The 16,304-nt window shown below is 69.9% G+C and carries 17 protein-coding genes; 8 read left to right on the top strand and 9 right to left on the bottom strand.

The features are described 5' to 3' along the window. The first annotated feature begins 74 nt into the window (after positions 1–74). Positions 75–485, top strand: a complete 411-nt coding sequence (locus ACFM35_RS06925) for a nitroreductase family deazaflavin-dependent oxidoreductase (RefSeq protein ID WP_378840095.1) — start codon at positions 75–77, stop codon at positions 483–485. A 37-nt stretch (positions 486–522) separates the two neighbouring features. Here the strand turns inward: ACFM35_RS06925 and ACFM35_RS06930 are convergent, their stop codons facing one another. Genes ACFM35_RS06930 through mmuM form a run of 5 tightly spaced genes read right to left on the bottom strand, consistent with a single transcriptional unit; the run spans position 523 to position 4,374 of the window. Beyond that, the gene (locus tag ACFM35_RS06930) at positions 523–900 is read right to left on the bottom strand and encodes a TraR/DksA family transcriptional regulator (protein WP_378840098.1); all 378 of its coding nucleotides are present in this window, start codon (positions 898–900) and stop codon (positions 523–525) included. Between the two features lie 4 nt (positions 901–904). Beyond that, a complete protein-coding gene (locus ACFM35_RS06935) occupies positions 905–1,678 on the bottom strand; it encodes an isocitrate lyase/PEP mutase family protein (protein WP_378840101.1) in 774 nt (257 codons plus the stop codon). A gap of 45 nt (positions 1,679–1,723) precedes the next feature. Continuing rightward, positions 1,724–2,221, bottom strand: a complete 498-nt coding sequence (locus ACFM35_RS06940) for a DUF427 domain-containing protein (protein ID WP_378840103.1) — start codon at positions 2,219–2,221, stop codon at positions 1,724–1,726. A gap of 4 nt (positions 2,222–2,225) precedes the next feature. Further along, complete coding sequence (locus tag ACFM35_RS06945; protein WP_378840105.1) at positions 2,226–3,389, bottom strand: NAD(P)-binding domain-containing protein; 1,164 nt, start codon at positions 3,387–3,389, stop codon at positions 2,226–2,228. A gap of 28 nt (positions 3,390–3,417) precedes the next feature. Further along, entirely contained in the window at positions 3,418–4,374 is a 957-nt protein-coding gene (mmuM, locus tag ACFM35_RS06950) for a homocysteine S-methyltransferase (RefSeq protein ID WP_378840108.1), read from the bottom strand. A gap of 109 nt (positions 4,375–4,483) precedes the next feature. On the opposite strand from mmuM, the gene ACFM35_RS06955 reads away from it, so the two are divergent. Continuing rightward, positions 4,484–5,281: an LON peptidase substrate-binding domain-containing protein gene (locus ACFM35_RS06955; protein WP_378840111.1), complete on the top strand. Its 798-nt coding sequence runs from the start codon at positions 4,484–4,486 to the stop codon at positions 5,279–5,281. Positions 5,282–5,301: 20 nt separating this feature from the next. Here the strand turns inward: ACFM35_RS06955 and ACFM35_RS06960 are convergent, their stop codons facing one another. Further along, positions 5,302–5,727, bottom strand: coding sequence for a YchJ family protein (locus tag ACFM35_RS06960; protein ID WP_378840114.1), 426 nt, complete (start codon positions 5,725–5,727; stop codon positions 5,302–5,304). A 78-nt stretch (positions 5,728–5,805) separates the two neighbouring features. Here ACFM35_RS06960 and ACFM35_RS06965 point away from each other — a divergent pair, with 78 nt between their 5' ends. The 3 genes from ACFM35_RS06965 (at position 5,806) to ACFM35_RS06975 (ending at position 8,120) form a co-directional block, all read left to right on the top strand. Continuing rightward, positions 5,806–6,840 carry an FUSC family protein gene (locus tag ACFM35_RS06965; RefSeq protein WP_378840117.1) on the top strand — a complete coding sequence of 345 codons (1,035 nt, stop codon included), beginning with the start codon at positions 5,806–5,808 and terminating at the stop codon, positions 6,838–6,840. After that, positions 6,837–7,490: a Pr6Pr family membrane protein gene (locus tag ACFM35_RS06970; protein ID WP_378840120.1), complete on the top strand. Its 654-nt coding sequence runs from the start codon at positions 6,837–6,839 to the stop codon at positions 7,488–7,490. Before ACFM35_RS06965 ends, ACFM35_RS06970 begins: the two co-directional genes overlap by 4 nt. Positions 7,491–7,913: 423 nt before the next feature. Continuing rightward, entirely contained in the window at positions 7,914–8,120 is a 207-nt protein-coding gene (locus ACFM35_RS06975; RefSeq protein ID WP_378840122.1) for a cold-shock protein, read from the top strand. Between the two features lie 151 nt (positions 8,121–8,271). On the opposite strand, the gene ACFM35_RS06980 is transcribed toward ACFM35_RS06975, so the two are convergent. From ACFM35_RS06980 to ACFM35_RS06990, 3 genes are all read right to left on the bottom strand, one after another. Next, the gene (locus ACFM35_RS06980; RefSeq protein WP_378840677.1) at positions 8,272–9,381 is read right to left on the bottom strand and encodes a fatty acid desaturase family protein; all 1,110 of its coding nucleotides are present in this window, start codon (positions 9,379–9,381) and stop codon (positions 8,272–8,274) included. Between the two features lie 148 nt (positions 9,382–9,529). After that, on the bottom strand, positions 9,530–10,273 hold the full coding sequence (locus ACFM35_RS06985; protein WP_378840125.1) for an IclR family transcriptional regulator: 744 nt from the start codon (positions 10,271–10,273) through the stop codon (positions 9,530–9,532). Next, a complete protein-coding gene (locus ACFM35_RS06990; protein WP_378840128.1) occupies positions 10,266–11,759 on the bottom strand; it encodes an APC family permease in 1,494 nt (497 codons plus the stop codon). The genes ACFM35_RS06985 and ACFM35_RS06990 overlap by 8 nt, the downstream gene beginning before the upstream one ends. A 213-nt stretch (positions 11,760–11,972) precedes the next feature. On the opposite strand from ACFM35_RS06990, the gene ACFM35_RS06995 reads away from it, so the two are divergent. The 3 genes from ACFM35_RS06995 (at position 11,973) to ACFM35_RS07005 (ending at position 16,239) form a co-directional block, all read left to right on the top strand. After that, the gene (locus ACFM35_RS06995; RefSeq protein WP_378840131.1) at positions 11,973–13,448 is read left to right on the top strand and encodes an APC family permease; all 1,476 of its coding nucleotides are present in this window, start codon (positions 11,973–11,975) and stop codon (positions 13,446–13,448) included. An 85-nt stretch (positions 13,449–13,533) separates the two neighbouring features. Then, positions 13,534–15,621: a primary-amine oxidase gene (locus ACFM35_RS07000; RefSeq protein ID WP_378840133.1), complete on the top strand. Its 2,088-nt coding sequence runs from the start codon at positions 13,534–13,536 to the stop codon at positions 15,619–15,621. 3 nt (positions 15,622–15,624) lie between these two features. Further along, positions 15,625–16,239, top strand: a complete 615-nt coding sequence (locus tag ACFM35_RS07005) for a hypothetical protein (RefSeq protein ID WP_378840136.1) — start codon at positions 15,625–15,627, stop codon at positions 16,237–16,239. Positions 16,240–16,304 lie beyond the last annotated feature (65 nt).

A 16,304-nucleotide genomic window follows, 5' to 3' on the forward strand; every position in this document is an offset into this window, starting at 1 on the left:
CGAGAAGGCCGGCGGATCCCCGGGTGTCCTCGGGCCCCGCGCGGCATCCTCCGCGCTGCTCGTAGGGTGGGCGCATGAGCGACTTCAACGAGCAGATCATCGCCGAGTTCCGCGCACATCACGGTCGCGTCACCACCGCAGGCTTCGGCGACCGCCTCATCCTCCTCCACCACACCGGCGCGAAATCGGGCACGGTGCGTGTCAGCCCGCTGATGGGGATCCCCGCAGACGGCGGCTGGCTCATCGCCGCGTCCAAGGCCGGCGCGCCCGACGAACCCGCCTGGGCGCACAACCTCCGCGCACACCCGCAGGTCACCGTCGAGACGGGAGACGGGGAACACCCCGCCACCGCCCGGGAGCTCACCGGCGCCGACCGCGACGCCGCGTGGGCGCGCTTCGTGGCCGCGTCGCCGGGCTTCGCGGAATACGAGAAGAGGACGACCAGGACGATCGCGGTCTTCTCGCTGGCGCGCACGGACGACTGATCGCGCTTTCGGCTGCAGGGCCTGGCGCCCGACGTCGTCAGCGGGCCGCGGCCGCCTCGGCGCACGGTACGCAGCGCGCCGCCGACGGTCGCACCCGCAGACGCTCGATCGGGATCTCGAGACCGCAGTCGACGCAGACCCCGTAGGTGCCCGCGGCCACGCGCGCCGCCGCATCCTGCAGTTCCGCGAGCTCCCTCTCGGAGGCAGCCCGAAGGCCTTCCGCCCGCGACCATTCGACCGCCAGCGTGGGGCCTTCCGGATCATGCTCGTCGTCGGTGGAGGTGTCCCCCTTCGCGGTTCTGATCTCGACGAGCTGCGCTTCGGTCGTCCCGAGCTCGGCCAGCAGCGCCTCCCGCCGCCGACGGAGGAGAACCGCGGATTCGGCGCGGAACCCTTCGTCGTCGGCGCGAGGCATGCCGTCAGTTCAGAGCGCGGGTGGACGCGGGGATGACGCCGTCGGCGTAGAGGTCCGTCGCAAGGTCCTGCAGGGCCGTCAGAGCCACGCGCTGCGTCATCGGCCCGTACGAGATGCGCGCGACTCCGAGCGCCTCGTATTCGGCCGCGGTGAGCGCGCCGGGAAGACCGATCACGCTGATCTTGCGCTCGCCGATGCCCTCGACCAGCTGCCGGGTGACATCCGCGTCGAGGACGCCCGGGACGAAGACGAGGCTGGCACCCGCGTCGAGGAAGGCTCGGCCGCGCTCGATCGCGTCGGCGATCGATTCGGCGACGGGGCGATCCCCGCCACGGACGAACGCGTCGGTGCGGGCGTTGAGGACGAAGGGGATGCCCTCGGACTCGCCGGCCTTGATGACGGCCGCCACCCGCGCGGCGGATTCCGCCAGCGGGCGGAGGCGGTCCTCGATGTTGGCTCCCACGATGCCGACGCCGATCGCGCGGCGTACGGTCTCGGCCGGATCCTCGTACCCGTCGTCGAGGTCGGACGACACCGGGAGCTCGGTCGCCTCGACGATGCGGGAGATCATCCCGAGTGAGACGTCCAGGGGAATGGTGCCGTCCGGGTAGCCGTACGACGCGGCGATCGAGTGGCCGGCGGTGGCGAGCGCCTTCGTCTGGGGAAGGTCGGCGACGGCCTTGGCCGAGATGACATCCCAGACGTTCACGACACGGAGGATCTCGGGGGCGGCGTGAAGGGCCGACAGGGACTGGGCTTTCTCGAGGGGGCTTGTCATGGCTTCGACGCTACCGTCCCCCCGCCGGACCGCGCGATGCCGTCGTCACCAGCCCATCGACCCCGGCACACCCTTGAAGGGTCCGACGATGCGTGAGGTGATCCAGCCGCCGTAGAAGCCGCCGGGCTGCGGCACGACGGTCTCGCCGTCGACGGTGCACCGGTCCATGGCTCCCGCGTACACCGCGACCCGACCGTGGAGCGATTCATAGCCGGGGGAAGGCGACGGATAGTTCCAGGCCGCCCGCTCGGCCGAGGCATCCCCGCCCCGCACGTCGAGATAGCGCGCGGCACCTTTGAATTCGCAGAAGGACGACCCGGATGCCGCGACCAACGCGTCGTCCGCGAACGCCGAGATCGGCACGTAGTACACGGGCGGATGGCTGGTCTCGAGCACCCGCACCACGTCGTCCGTCTCGAGGATGCGCACTCCGCCGAGATCGATCGTCACGAGCTCGGACATGCGCTCGACCCGTGGTGGCCGAGGGTAGGACCACACCGATTCCTGGCCGGGGTGAACGGGAAGCGGATCGGGGCGACGCATGATGTCAGGCTACGTCGATCCGAGGGGCAGGGGCCGGGTGCGCTTCGTGGATGGTCCCGTCCGTCCCCCGGCGCTCGTCGAGGTCGGCGATGATCTGGGCGACGGCCGCCCTCCCCGCGCGATTCGCGCCCACGGTGGATGCGGACGGCCCGTAGCCGACGAGGAACAAGCGGGGCTCGTCCGTCGCCCGCGAGGCGTCGGCGCGGATGCCTCCCCCGGGTGTGCGCAGGTGGAGGGGTGCGAGGTGATCCAGGGCGGCACGGAAGCCCGTCGCCCACAGGATGGCGTCCGCCGCCAGGAACGAGCCGTCGGGCATCCGCACGCCGTTCTCCTCGATGGAGGAGAACATGGGGTGCCGCACCAGCACGCCGCGAGCCTGCGCAGCGCGGGCCCACGGCGTCCAGTGCATGCCGGTCACGGAGATGACGCTGCCCGGGGGCAACCCCCGCCGCACGCGATCCTCCACGCCGGCGATCGCCGCGACCCGCGCGGGCACATCGAAGTCGTCGTCGATCCACTGCGGCGGGCGCCGCGTCATCCACACGGTGTCCGCGACGTGGGAGATCTCATCGAGGAGCTGCACGCCGGAGACACCCGCACCGACCACGATCACGCGCTGCCCACGGAACTCCTCCGCGGAGGAGTAGTCGGCGACGTGCAGCTGACGCCCCCGGAACCGCGACCGGCCGGGGTAGGACGGCCAGAACGGCTTCGTCCACGTACCGGTGGCATTGATGACGTACCTCGCCGCCCACGTGCCGTGATCGGTCTCGACGAGGAGACGTCCGCGGGGGTCTGCGTCCGCGCGGCGGACGGCACGCACCTGCACCGGGCGCTGCACACGCAGGTCGAACCGTTGCTCGTAGTCGGCGAAATACGGTGGCAGCGTGTCCCGGCTCGCGGCCCGTGGATCGGCCGGCGGAACCGTCGCGCCGGGCAGCTCGTGGATGCCGTTGACGGTTCCCATGCGCAGGGACGGCCACCGATGCTGCCAGGCTCCGCCGGCAGCCGGGTTCGCATCGAGCACCACGAACGTGCGCCGCAGCGCGTCGGAGGTGGCGTCCCACGGCTCGAATCCCCGCCGTTGCAGGTGATAGCCCGCCGAGAGACCTGCCTGACCCGCGCCGATCACCACCACGTCGACGTGCCGCGGGTCAGACTCATTCACGAGAGGACAAACGGATGCCTCGCGTGGGCTATTCCGCGGACGACGGGCGCTCGCGGCCACCCCGGCGCACCGCCGCCGCGATCTGGCCGATCTCGGCGGGACCCACTCGGCAGCATCCGCCGACCAGTCGGGCACCCGCGTCGACCCACTCCGCGACCCTGTCGTGAACGGTCACGGGATCTCCCGACCAGGTCCGTCCTCCGGCATGCCACTGCTCGCCGCTGTTCGGGTAGGCGACCCCCGGCAGAGCCGAGAGCGCAGCCTCGCCGAGAACGCCGGTGACCTCGCCGGCGTCGCAGCAATTGACGCCGAAGGCGATCACCTCGGGCGCCGAGGAGGCGATGGCCGCCGCATCCGCCAGCGACTCCCCCGTGCGCAGTGCGCCACCCGCGACCGTGACGCTGACCCACGCGGGCACACCGATACCGTCGAGTTCACGGACGACCGCCTCGACCTCCGCGAGCGACGGCAGCGTCTCGACGGCGAGGACGTCGGCGCCCGACTCCGCGAGAGCGCGCAGTCGTGGGCGATGCCATGCGCGCAGCTGAGCGACGCCGATGCCGTAGTCCCCCGTGTATTCGCTTCCATCGGCGAGCATGGCGCCGTACGGGCCGACGGATGCCGCGACCCAGCCCACCTCTTCATCCGAGGCCACGACGCCCGACGGGTCGGCGAGACCGGCCTCCTCCCGCGCTTCGCGCGCGACGTGCACGCTGCGAGCGAGGAGGGCATCGACACCCGAGGTGTCGAACCCGGCCGCAGCGAGTCTCTCGTAGCTGACCTGGTACGACGCGCTGATCGCGACCCGCGCGCCCGCCTCGTAGAACTCGCGATGAGCGGCACGGACGGCCCCGGGCGAATCGGCGAGAAGCCGCGCGGACCACAGGTCGGACGTGAGATCGTGCCCGTGCGCCTCCAGAAGGGTGCCCAGACCCCCGTCGAGGACGATGGGTGCGGCGGCGAGTGACGCGGCGAGGCTCGGCATCCGGGAATTCTATGGTGCTCGCTCACGAGGGCGCGGAGGGAAGTCCGTACGCGTCGGCCAACATGAAATCTCCGCCCCGGCGGGGTACAGGGCCTGCTTGACTGGACGCATGACCGAGGAAGCGATGTTCCCCCTCGGCAGCGTGCTGTTCCCGCACATGCCGGTGGCGCTGCGCGTGTTCGAAGACCGCTACCTCGTCATGCTCGCGCGGGTCCTTAACAGCGGCGATCCCGAGTTCGGAGTGGTGCTGATCGAGCGCGGTCACGAGGCGGCCGGCGGCGGCGACCGGCGCTTCGACATCGGGACGATGGCCCGTATCACGGAGGTCACCCCGCGTGACGACGATGTGGCGCTCGTCGCCCAGGGCGGACGGCGCGTCGAGGTCGTCCGCTGGCTCGAAGAAGACCCGCACCCCGTCGCCGAGGTCCGCGACATCCCCGACCTCGTCTGGGACGACGAGCTCACCGACCTTCGCGTCGATGCCGAGCGCACCGTCCGCCGGGTGCTGGCGCGGGTGATCGAGTTCGGCACCGTGGCGTGGGATCCCGATGTGGAGCTCTCGGACGACCCCGTGGAAGCGTGCTGGCAACTCGCCGCGATCGCCCCGCTCTCGGAGATCGACCAACTCGCGCTTCTGCGGTCTCCCACCACGCGCGATCTGCTCACCACCGTGATCGCCCTCACGCTGGCCGCCGAACCCGCGCTGACGGCGCCCACGGAGGACGCCGCTTTCGATGAGGCGCTCGCGCTCCTGCTGGCGACGGACTCCTCCGCACCGGACGGCGAGCCGGACGCCCGCGCGAGCGGTCCTCGGAACGAGGCGACCGATGCGGGCGACGCGGACGCCGCCCGCGAGGATGCCGAAGACCCCGGCGACGCCGGCGAACCGGACACGGGCAAGCCCTGACGCGTCGGCGCCACGCCCCCTCATCGCACCGCACCGTCCAGATACCACCAGCGCCCGCTCTGCCGGACGAATCGGCTGCGCTCGTGCAGTGACGTCTCAGGGCGACCCGGATCCCGGTACCACGCCCGGAATTCGACGGTGCCCCGTCGGTCGTCGCGACCTCCACCCTCGACGTCGAGAATCTCGAGCCGGATCCACCGGGTCGCCGCGTCCAAGTCGATCGTGTCGGGTCGCGTGCCCGGGTGCCATGACTCGCGCAGGTGGGGCGCGTCGCCCAGGGCGAACGCCGTGTATCGCGACCGCATCAGGGCTTCGGGCCGTGGTGCCGGCGCACCGTCGAGCAGCGGCCCGCAGCATCCGTCGAAGCGTTCACCGCTGCCGCACGGGCAGGGGGCGTCGGAGGCGATCGCACGGCGGCCCGAGGCGGCGGGGGAACGAGGGGTCACGGACTCACCCTCGCACGGGCGGAGGGGGCCGGAACGCCCGTCGGAGTCCAGGGCCCGGGCACGCCGTACCGTGGACCCATGGATATGACCGCAGCGATCAGGTCTTCGCGCCGCGTACCGCTGCTGCAGATCACGAAGTCCGCCGTCGCCGCCGTCGCCGCCTGGCTCGTCGCGGGGTGGCTCATCCCCGGCCCGCTGCCGGTCTTCGCTGCGATCGCCGCTCTGCTGGTGGTGCAGCCGAGTCTCAACCAGTCGCTCAGCAAGGCGATCGAACGCAGTGTCGGCGTGATCGCGGGAGTGAGTATCGCGTCGCTGCTCGGCATGGCCTTCGGCGGTGCCGAATGGGTCATCCTGGTGGCGATCGTGATCGCCCTGGTGATCGCGTGGGCGCTGCGCATGACGGCGCCCACGACCAATCAGGTGGCGATCAGCGCGATGCTCGTGCTCGCGCTGGGGGCGGCCACGCCCAACTACGCGCTCGACCGCATCCTCGAGACCATGATCGGTGCCGCGATCGGCATCATCGTCAACCTCGCGCTCGTGCCGCCCGTGGCCCTGGCTCCCGCCCGCACCGCCGTCGACGACCTGGCCGAGGAGCTGGCGGCATCGCTCGAGCGACTCGCCCACGCGCTGGAGCGCCCGCAGACCCCTGCCGAACTCGAAGAGCTGCTGCGTCAGGCGCGCCTGATGAGGCCGATGCGCGATGCCGCTGAGACGGCGATCGTCACCGGCGAGGATTCTCTCGCACTCAATCCCCGCGGCCGCGGCCATCGCGCCGAGTTCTCCGAGCTGAGCACGCAGCTCGAGCGCTTCGGGCCGATCGTCACCCAGGTGATCGGCATGACGCGGGCCATGCGCGACCACGGCGATCCCGGGCTCACCGGCGAGCCGGCGCTGCGTGCGATCGCCGAGCAGCTGCGTCGGGCAGCACACGATGTGCGCCTGTCCGCGGGGCTGGATGCTGCGACGCCTCCGTCGTTCCGCGAAGCCCCCGCGCTGACGGCCCCGCTCACGATCAGCGCCCCCTCCCCCTCGCATTGGGTGCTCATCGGCTCCATGCTCGAAGACCTCCACCGTATCCATGAGGCACTCCGCGGGGAGAACGCGTCATGACCCGATCCTTCTCGCTCTGGCGGACCCCTGCCTTCTGGTGGCGCATCCTCATCCTCGTGAGCTGCGGCGTCGGCCTGGTCACCGCCGACCACCGCGTCATCTTCTTCACGACGCAGAGCAACATCATCGTCTTCGCCTATTTCAGCGGCGCTCTCTACGGGATGGGCAGACGCCGGACGTCGGATGCCCCGGCCCCACGTCTGCGCGGAGGTGTGACCCTGTGGATCACCGTGACGGGACTCGTCGCGCATTTCCTGCTGAGCGGCGGTGCGAATCCCCTCCCCGGCCTCTTCGTGCCCGACCCCGCCGAGGCACTGACCAATCAGTCGCTCTTCCTTCTGCACTACGTCACGCCTGTGCTCGTCCTCGTCGACTGGGTCGCGTTCGGGCCGCACCGCAAGGTCCGCTGGCGCGACACCGCGCTGTGGGTGCTCTACCCGATCGGCTACGGCGTCGTCGTCCTCGTCCGTGCTGCGGCCGCGCCCACGATCGCCGACCGCTTCCCCTACCCGTTCGTCGACTTCACGTCCATGGCGCCGGGCGACCTCGTCATCGGCCTGCTCCGCGTGATCGCGATCGTCGTCGTGCTCGCCTTCGCGATCGTCGGGCTGGATCGCGTCGGCGGCGCACTACGCAGAAGGCGCCGTTGAACCCGACCCCGGCCGGCACCCATGCTGCTCGGAGAGCGACGACGTGACACGGATCGCGCCCGACGCGTGTGCAGGAGATCCATAGCGTGTAGGCTCAGTGGTGATCACAGTTCGCAGGATGCTCGCCATCGTGTCGCTGACGTGTCGGAACATCGGCCGTTGATCACCCGCGACGGTTCACACCGCCTGAGAAGACACTCCTGACGCCCTCGGCGCGGAGCGAAAGAAGACTGAATCCCCATCTCTCCCACGCCGCATACGGCGTCTGTGGCGCATCTGATCGCCGCATCCTGCGCCGGCCGTTTCGAACGGCCGATGCGCTTCCTTCCCCGGCCTTAGGCCTCCTCCACTGTCCACACCTTGCACGGCGTGGTCGATTGGCACCGCACAAGCCGTGCCGAACACCGAAAGAAAGAAGAAATCATGGCAACTGGAACCGTGAAGTGGTTCAACTCCGAAAAGGGCTACGGCTTCATCGCCCCGGCCGACGGCACCCCCGACGTGTTCGCGCACTACAGCGCGATCGTCTCGACGGGCGGCTTCCGCAACCTCGAGGAGAACCAGCAGGTCGAGTTCGACGTCGCGCAGGGCCCCAAGGGCCTGCAGGCGGAGAACATCCGCCCGCTCTGAGCCTCACAGCTTCGAACGACGAAAGGCCGTCCTGCTTTGCAGGGCGGCCTTTCCGCATGTCCGGGAGTCGCGACGGGCGACACGGCTCCGCAAACGCGAAAGGGCCGCCCCACGATGAGCGGGGCGGCCCTTTCGACCGGTGAGGCGGGTGCTACGCCTTGCGGAAGCGCTCCACGATGTAGCAGTCGAACGGGTCGCGCGCGGCGAGACCGACGCGGTTCAGGTACTGGATGACGATCCAGTACGACTGGATGAGTGTCGTCTCGGTGTAGGGCACGTCGAGGCTCTCGCAGTGTTCGCGGACAAGCTCGCGCGCTTTCGCGAGGTGGGGCCGGGGCATGTTCGGGAAGAGGTGGTGCTCGATCTGGTAGTTCAGACCGCCCATCAGGATGGTCGCCCACCAGCCGCCGGAGATGTTGCGTGACGTGCGCACCTGCTTCGTGAAGAAGTCGAGCTTCGCGCCGGCGTCGATGATCGGCATGCCCTTGTGGTTGGGGGCGAAGGACGCTCCCATGTACACGCCGAACACGGCCAGCATGACGCCGATGAAGGCGAACGCCATCCCGAGGGGGAGGAAGACGAAGATCGGGGTGAGCACGATCACGAAGCGCGCGGTGACCAGGGCCAGCTCGGTCCAGCGATCCTTGACGGGCCCGCGGCTCAGGAGGTGCTTGAAGCCGAGGTAGTGCAGGTTCAGGCCCTCGAGCGTGAGGAGGGGGAAGAAGAGCCATCCCTGACGGCGCGTGATGAAGCCGAGCGCACCCGATGCCTTCGCCGCGTCCTCCTCGGTGAACGAGACCGTGTCGACTTCGATGTCGGGGTCCTTGCCCACGCGGTTCGGGTTCGCATGGTGACGCGTGTGCTTCGAGTTCCACCAGCCGAGGCTGATGCCGACGACACCGACGGCGAGGATGCGTGCCAGACGATCGTTGGCCGGACCCGAGGCGAGGATCTGCTTGTGCGCAGCCTCATGGGAGAGGAACGCCACCTGCGTGAACAGAATGCCGAAAGCGGCGGCGATCAGCAGTTGGAACCAGCTGTCCCCCAGCAGGACGAAACCGGTGATCGCGCCGGCGAAGAGCAGGGCGAGCACACCGCCGACCATGGCGTAGAAGCCCTGGCGACGCCCGAGCAGGCCCGTCTCGCGAACGACCTGCGAAACCTGCGTGTAGGCGTGGGTCAGGTGCGGAAACGAGTCGTTTCCTGCATACGTCTGACGGATGGGTCCGAGGCGCGATTCGGGTGCGGAGACAGTAGCGATGGCAACACCTTCTCAGTTGGCAAACTCGCGGGACGGGACGCGGTCCGTGAATAAAAGCCAACGGCGGGAGCCGATCGCTGATTTCAGTCTAGGCATACGTACATGCCGCTGGCGGGATGCGAGGCGTATGTCCAGGGTGTTCACACGGTCAGGTCAGAAGTGGGCTGAGGAGGTCCGCCGCCGGGCGCAACAGGCGCACGACGGCCTGCGGCTGCTCGACGCGGTGCTGCGGTCCCGAGAAGCCCACCGCTCCGGCGACGGACCCCTGCGCGTCGCGGATCGGCACGGCGAGGCATCCGAATCCGGGGAGGACTTCGCCCATCTGACGGGTCGCGCCGTGACGGCGCAGATCGTCGGCGGCAGCGGCGAGCATGTGCGCGCGCGGTTCGGTCGTCGCCCGCCGGGCCGTGCCGGGATCGTCGCTGACGAGCATGAGACGACCGAGCGCGAACCGCTCCGGTTCTCTCGCCAGACGGACCCCGTCGCTCAGGGGGAAATCGGGGTCGGCGTCGACGACCGACAGCCGACCGCCCGAGAAGACGACGACGTGGACGCCCCCGCGCACCTGTGACCGGGTCTGCGCGAGCACGTCGCGTGCGGCGGTGGGCAGGCGCACGGGCGCCGCCACCGCGGCGAGCTGCACGACCTTTGCGCCGAGGGCGAACCCTGCGAGATCCGGGGTGCGCACGAGGAACTCGTCCTGCACGAGCAGGTTCAGCAGGCGATACGTCGTCGCTCGCGGCAGCCCGAGGGTGGAGGAGATCTCCCTCGCCGTGACGCCCGCGCCGAGGGCGGCCACGGCCTCGAGTACCGTGAGTGCGCTGTGGATCGCGCGCGGCTGTCTGGCCGTCAGTGTGGGGGCCGGTGGAGGGTCGGCCGCTGCCTCAGCCATCGGAACCCCGCCGGGCCACTCCGCCGAGGACTTCCGATGCGAGCGGCTCGTCGTAGCCGCCGAGATCCAGAGGTTCGGACGAGGACCGCCGCATGCGCCACGCGATCGCGATGCCCGCGATCGCCGCCAGCGCCGCCGCGATCCACACGCCGGGGTTGCCGCGCTGGCCCTCGACGATCAGATAGACGCCGAGCGCGGCCACCAATGCCGTCGCGGCGATGCCCGCCACCAGGACGGTACCGAGCGTGAGCTCGCCGATCCTGCGGAGGAACACCGGTGCGGCGACGCAGACGAGGGTGTAGGCGACGATGTAGCCGACCGCGGCGATGACGAGGACGGCCTGCATCGCGTCCCACAGCTCCACCCCGGCGGCGATCAGGACGATCGGCACGGCGACGATGACCGGCACGGCCACGCGGACGGCACCGATGGGGGTGCGGAAGCGCGAGTGCGCTCGGCCGAGCCGGGAAGGCACGACCCCGTCACGGCTCATCGCGAACAGCACCCGGGTCAGAGCGGTGGTCGACGCGACGGCACAGGCGAGGAAGGATGCCGCGATGCCGATGTCGACCGTCATCCCCCACTGATCGAGGCCGTACGCGGACGCGAGCTCGTTGACGGGGGCCGCGGAGTCCGCGAGCTCACGACCGAGCACGCGGAAGCCGGCCACCTGCGCATACGCCGCCAGGACGAAGAGCCCACCGGCGACGAGGACGGTCCACACGATCGACCGGGGGATGTTCCGCAGCGGCGAGCGCGCCTCGACCCCCAGCGTGGCCGAGCTCTCGAACCCGACGAAAGCCGTGAGCGCCAGCACCACACCGGCCGCCGAACCCGCCACGGAGAAGCCGCCCGCCGGCACGATCGCCGCAGGATCGAGGGGTCCGATCCGGACCAGCAGCACGGTCAGCAGTCCCACGATGATCGCCACCGAGATCAGCTCGACGATCAGGGCGACGCGTGTCGAGAACCGGATGCCGCGCACGAGGACGACGGCGAGGATCACCGCCTCGATCACGAGCATGCCGACGACGGCGACGGGAGAAGCCGCCCCGGGCCAGAGCCGCTGCAGCAGGAGGGAGCTGTAGTGCGCGCCGCCGAGGAGGGCGAACATCGAGATGAAGCCGTACCCCGCCAGGTTCGCGACACCTGCCGCGAGAGCGGCTGCGCGGCCGAGTCCCTTCGCGGCATACGTGTAGAGGCTCCCGGAGGTCACCATCCGGCGGGCGAAGACATTGAGTGTTCGGGCGACCAGGAGCGCGATGACGGTCGCGATCACGACGGCGATGACGGTGCCCCCCGATGAGACGCCGGCGACCAGCACGATCATGGTCGTCGCGGCCGCCGACGGCGCCACGGCGGCGACGGACTGCGCCAGCACGTCCGCGAATCCGACGCTCCGACGGTCGAGTCCGTCCAGCGGCGACCGCGCGCCGAAGTCGTGGACGGGGTCGGGCGTCGCGATCGCCCGCTCGAGTGCGGTCATGGTCGCCTCCGGATTCCCCCGTGACGCTACCCCGGTGCCGTTGCGCCGTCGCGAAGACCATGTTTCGCGCTCGTGTCCGTCGAATGAGACACCCGCCGGGCGGCTTCTCAGACGGCGCACCCGAGGTTTCACACCGACGAGACCGCGAGGCAATCCCACACCGCGATGCTCGGGGAATCCATCTCCCCCGTGCTGTCTCTGCGAAGGACCGACATGACGAAGCTCGAATCACCCGGAGTCGTGACATCCGACCGGCGCGCACTGCGCGGCTCGCTCGGAGTCACCGCCATCGTGTTCATGGTGGTGGCGGCCGCCTCACCCCTCACCGTCATCGGAGGTGCCGCTCCGTTGGGCATCCTGCTCGGCAACGGCGTCGGCTTCCCGGCGCTCTACGCCATCAGCGCGGTGATCCTGCTGCTGTTCGCTGTCGGCCTGGCGGTCATGACGCGGCACGTGCCCAAGCCGGGCGCGTTCTTCACCTACGTCGGCTACGGTCTCGGGCGCCCCTCGGGTCTGGCGGCCGCCTGGGTCGCGATGCTGACGTACACGACCATCCAGGTGTCGGTCTACGGCTACATCGGGTACATCCTCAGCGTCACAATCGCCTCGATCGGAGGCCCGACGATCGCGTGGTGGCTGTACTCCCTCGCCATGATCGCGCTCGTCGGCATCCTGGGCTACCGCCACATCGACCTGTCGAGCAAGGTCCTCGGTGTGCTGCTCATCGCCGAGGTCGGCATCGTGCTGCTGATGGTCGCCGCAGTCATGTTCAGCGGCGGTGCGCAGGGTCTGAGCCTCGAGCCGTTCGAACCCGCCCAGATCGTCAGCGGCTCTCCCGGCGTCGGCCTGATGTTCGCCATCGCGGCCTTCATCGGCTTCGAGGCGACCGCGATCTTCCGCGACGAGGCGCGCGACCCGAATCGCACGATCCCCCGGGCCACCTACGCGGCCGTGATCGGCATCGGCATCTTCTACACGCTGGCGTCCTGGGCCATGGTCATGGCCTGGGGACCCGACAACATCCTCGACGAGGCGGCCGCCGACCCCGGCACGCTCATCCTCCGCACCGTCTCGCGCTACCTGGGTGTCGCCGGGGAGATCACGGTCAACGTGCTCCTCATCACGTCGATGTTCGCGTGCGTCCTGTCGTTCCACAACGTCCTCACCCGCTACCAGCACTCCATGTCGAACGCCGGCGTCCTGCCGGACAAGGTGGCCGCCGTGCACCACGCGCACCTCTCGCCGCACATCTCCTCGCTGGTGCAGACGGTCACCTCGATCGTGCTGATCGCGGTCTTCGCGCTCTTCCAGCTCGACCCGGTGCTGCAGGTCTTCACCTGGTTCGCGGGTGTGGCCACACTGGCGATCTCCATCCTCATGGCCGTGACCTCCGTCGCCGTGATCGTGTACTTCCTGCGCACCAAGAAGGACCGCCGCGTCTGGAACACGATCGTCGCGCCCGCACTGGGCTTCATCGGACTGATCGTGTCGGCGGTGCTGATCATCGCGTACTTCCCGATCATGGTCGGTGACGTCGACGGCCAGGGCAGCCCCGTGTTCGGTGCGGTGAGCTGGTTCCTCCTGGCCCTGGTCGTCGTCTTCCCCCTCCTCGGCTATGCCCAGGCCGCGTGGATCAAGCACCGCAGGCCCGCCGCCTACGCCAAGCTCATCGACACCATCGGCGGCTGATGGATGCCGCGCGCGCGCCGGTCCGCGTGATCCCGGGCGCAGCATCCTCCCCTCTCACTTCCCACCCCACCCGCAAGGAGAACCCATGAGCATCACCGACCTTCAGACCACCGACGTCTACGACGCGCCGCCCGCCCCCGAGCACCCGCTCTCGTCGCTGACGGCCGTCGAGATCGAGGCCGTCCGCGGCGTCGTGCTGAGCCTGCCCGAGGCCACCGACACGATCCGGTTCGCGTACGTGGGCCTGGAGGAACCGGTGAAGGGCGATGTGCTGGCGTGGCAGGAGGGCACCGGCGCGCTGCCGGAACGGCGCGCGCGTGTGCAGCTCCTCGACATGGCGACGGGCTACTCCGTCGACCTCGTCATCTCGATCGACAGCGGTGCAGTGCTGTCGTCGGCGGTCCTGGACGGCTCGGACGGACAGCTCCCCATCCTCGACGCGGAGTTCGAGGAGGTCGGGCTGATCGCGAACGCCGACGAGGGATGGGTCGCCGCACTGGCCTCACGAGGGCTGACGGTCGATGACGTCGTGCTCGTGCCTCTGTCGGCAGGCAGCTACGGCTACGAGGAAGAGAAAGGCCGCCGCATCCTGCGCACCTTCGCGTTCCGGCAGGATCACCCCGCCGACCATCCGTGGGCGCACCCCGTCGACGGACTCACCGCCTACATCGACACGGCGGCGCGGCGTGTCATCGAGATCGTCGACACCCCGGGATTCGCGGTGCCCGAGACGAGCGGCAACTTCGACGACCCCGCGCTGCAGGGCGCGCCGCTCGAGGGCCTCACCCCGATCGTGATCACTCAGCCCGAGGGTGCGAGCTTCCACGTCGACGGCGAGCATGTGCAGTGGGGTCAGTGGGACCTGCGCATCGGCTTCGACACACGCGAGGGCCTCATCCTGCGCCAGCTGTCCTTCGCCGACCGGCCGGTGATGTACCGCGGCTCGATCAACGAGATGCTCGTGCCGTACGCCGACCCGTCGCCGAACCGGTTCTGGCAGAACTACTTCGACACCGGTGAGTACCTCTTCGGGCGCTACACCAACGAGCTCTCACTCGGCTGCGACTGCGTGGGCGAGATCCGCTACTTCGACGCGACGCTCGCCGACGAACTGGGGATGCCGCGCACGGTGCGCAACGGCGTGTGCATGCACGAGGAGGACTTCGGCACACTCTGGAAGCACACCGATCTGTTCACCGGCTCCGCAGAGGTGCGGCGATCACGGCGTCTGGTCATCTCGTTCTTCACGACCGTCGGCAACTACGACTACGGCTTCTACTGGTACCTCTACCTCGACGGCACGATCGAGTGCGAGGCGAAGCTGACCGGCATCCTCTTCACCTCCGCCTATCCCGGTCTCGCGGAGGACGGCTCCCCGTACCCGTTCGCCTCGGAAGTCGCGCCCGGACTGGGCGCGCCCTACCACCAGCACCTCTTCTCCGCCCGTCTCGACATGACCGTCGACGGCGTCGCGAACGTCGTGAACGAGATCGACGCCGTCCGCATGCCGATCTCCGAGCTCAACCCGGCCGGCAACGCCTTCACGAAGCGGGTCACGCCGATCGCATCGGAGAAGACGTCCGGGCGCGTGGCCGACGGCTCCCTCAACCGCGTGTGGCAGATCGCGTCGACCGAGAAGACGACCACGATGGGTCAGCCCACGTCATACGTGCTGTACCCGACCGAGACGCCGACGCTGCTGGCCGCCGACGAGTCCTCGATCGCCTCGCGCGCCGGGTTCGCGACCAAGAACCTCTTCGTCACCAAGTACGACCCCGCAGAGCGCTACGCGGCGGGCGACTTCGTCAACCAGCATCCGGGTGGCGCGGGCATCCCGACGTTCATCGAGGGCGACGAGCCTCTCATCGGGGAGGACGTCGTGCTCTGGCACACGTTCGGGCTCACGCACTTCCCCCGCAACGAGGACTGGCCCGTCATGCCGATGGACTACGCCAAGTTCACGCTGAAGCCCTACAACTTCTTCGAGCGCAACCCTACGCTCAACGTGCCGGCGCCGGCGATGTCGGATCACTGCTCGGCGGGCACGAGCGGCGCCCACGCGGAGCACGCAGGCCACGGACACCACGCGGACGTGCCCGCCGACCCGAGCGCGACCGGTCACCCATCGCACACGGACGGGCACGACCACGGTGCGTCCGCACCTCACCACTGATCCGTGACGGAGATCCTGCACGCGTGGGCACTCGCCCCCGCCGCGATCGGCGCGTGCTGCGTGGCCGCCGATCGACGGCGGGCGCGGGCGCTCGAACTCGCGGCCGCCGCCCTGATGATGCTCGCCATGCTCGATGCGGTGAGCCCCGCGCCGGTGCTGCCGGTCGTCGTCTGGGCCGCGGCGCTCATTACCTGCGCGATGGTGCTGGCGGCAGCGCGGGGGGCACGCCGGGCCGTTCCCGTCGAGGGAGCGAGTGCTGCAGGCTCGGGCACGCGGGGGCTGTTGCCCGGCCGGGTGGCGCGCAGCGGTCCGGGCAGCCGGCTGGGCAGCAGCAGGGCGGCGGACGGCAGGGCGATGACGCTGCACACCACCCTCGGCCTCGTGCTGATGGCCGCGCTGCTGCTGGGGATGGGTGCGCACGCCGGCGCGGGGGCGCAGGGACACAGCCATGGTCTCAGCGCCGACGGCTTCTCGGCGATGCTCGTCGTGACCGCCGTCGGGTACGCCGCACTGTCGGGAGCGTGGGCCGCACGGGCGCACGGATGGCGTGAACGCACCCAGTTCGCCGCGATGGGTGCCTCGGCGCTGCTCATGGCCTGCGCCGCCGTCATCGGCTGACACGCAGCTCAGCGCCCGGGTCGGCGACTCCTCCCCGGGACGCCGGCTGTGGACAACGATGGCCG

Source organism: Microbacterium songi (assembly GCF_042747925.1).
Classification (GTDB): domain Bacteria; phylum Actinomycetota; class Actinomycetes; order Actinomycetales; family Microbacteriaceae; genus Microbacterium.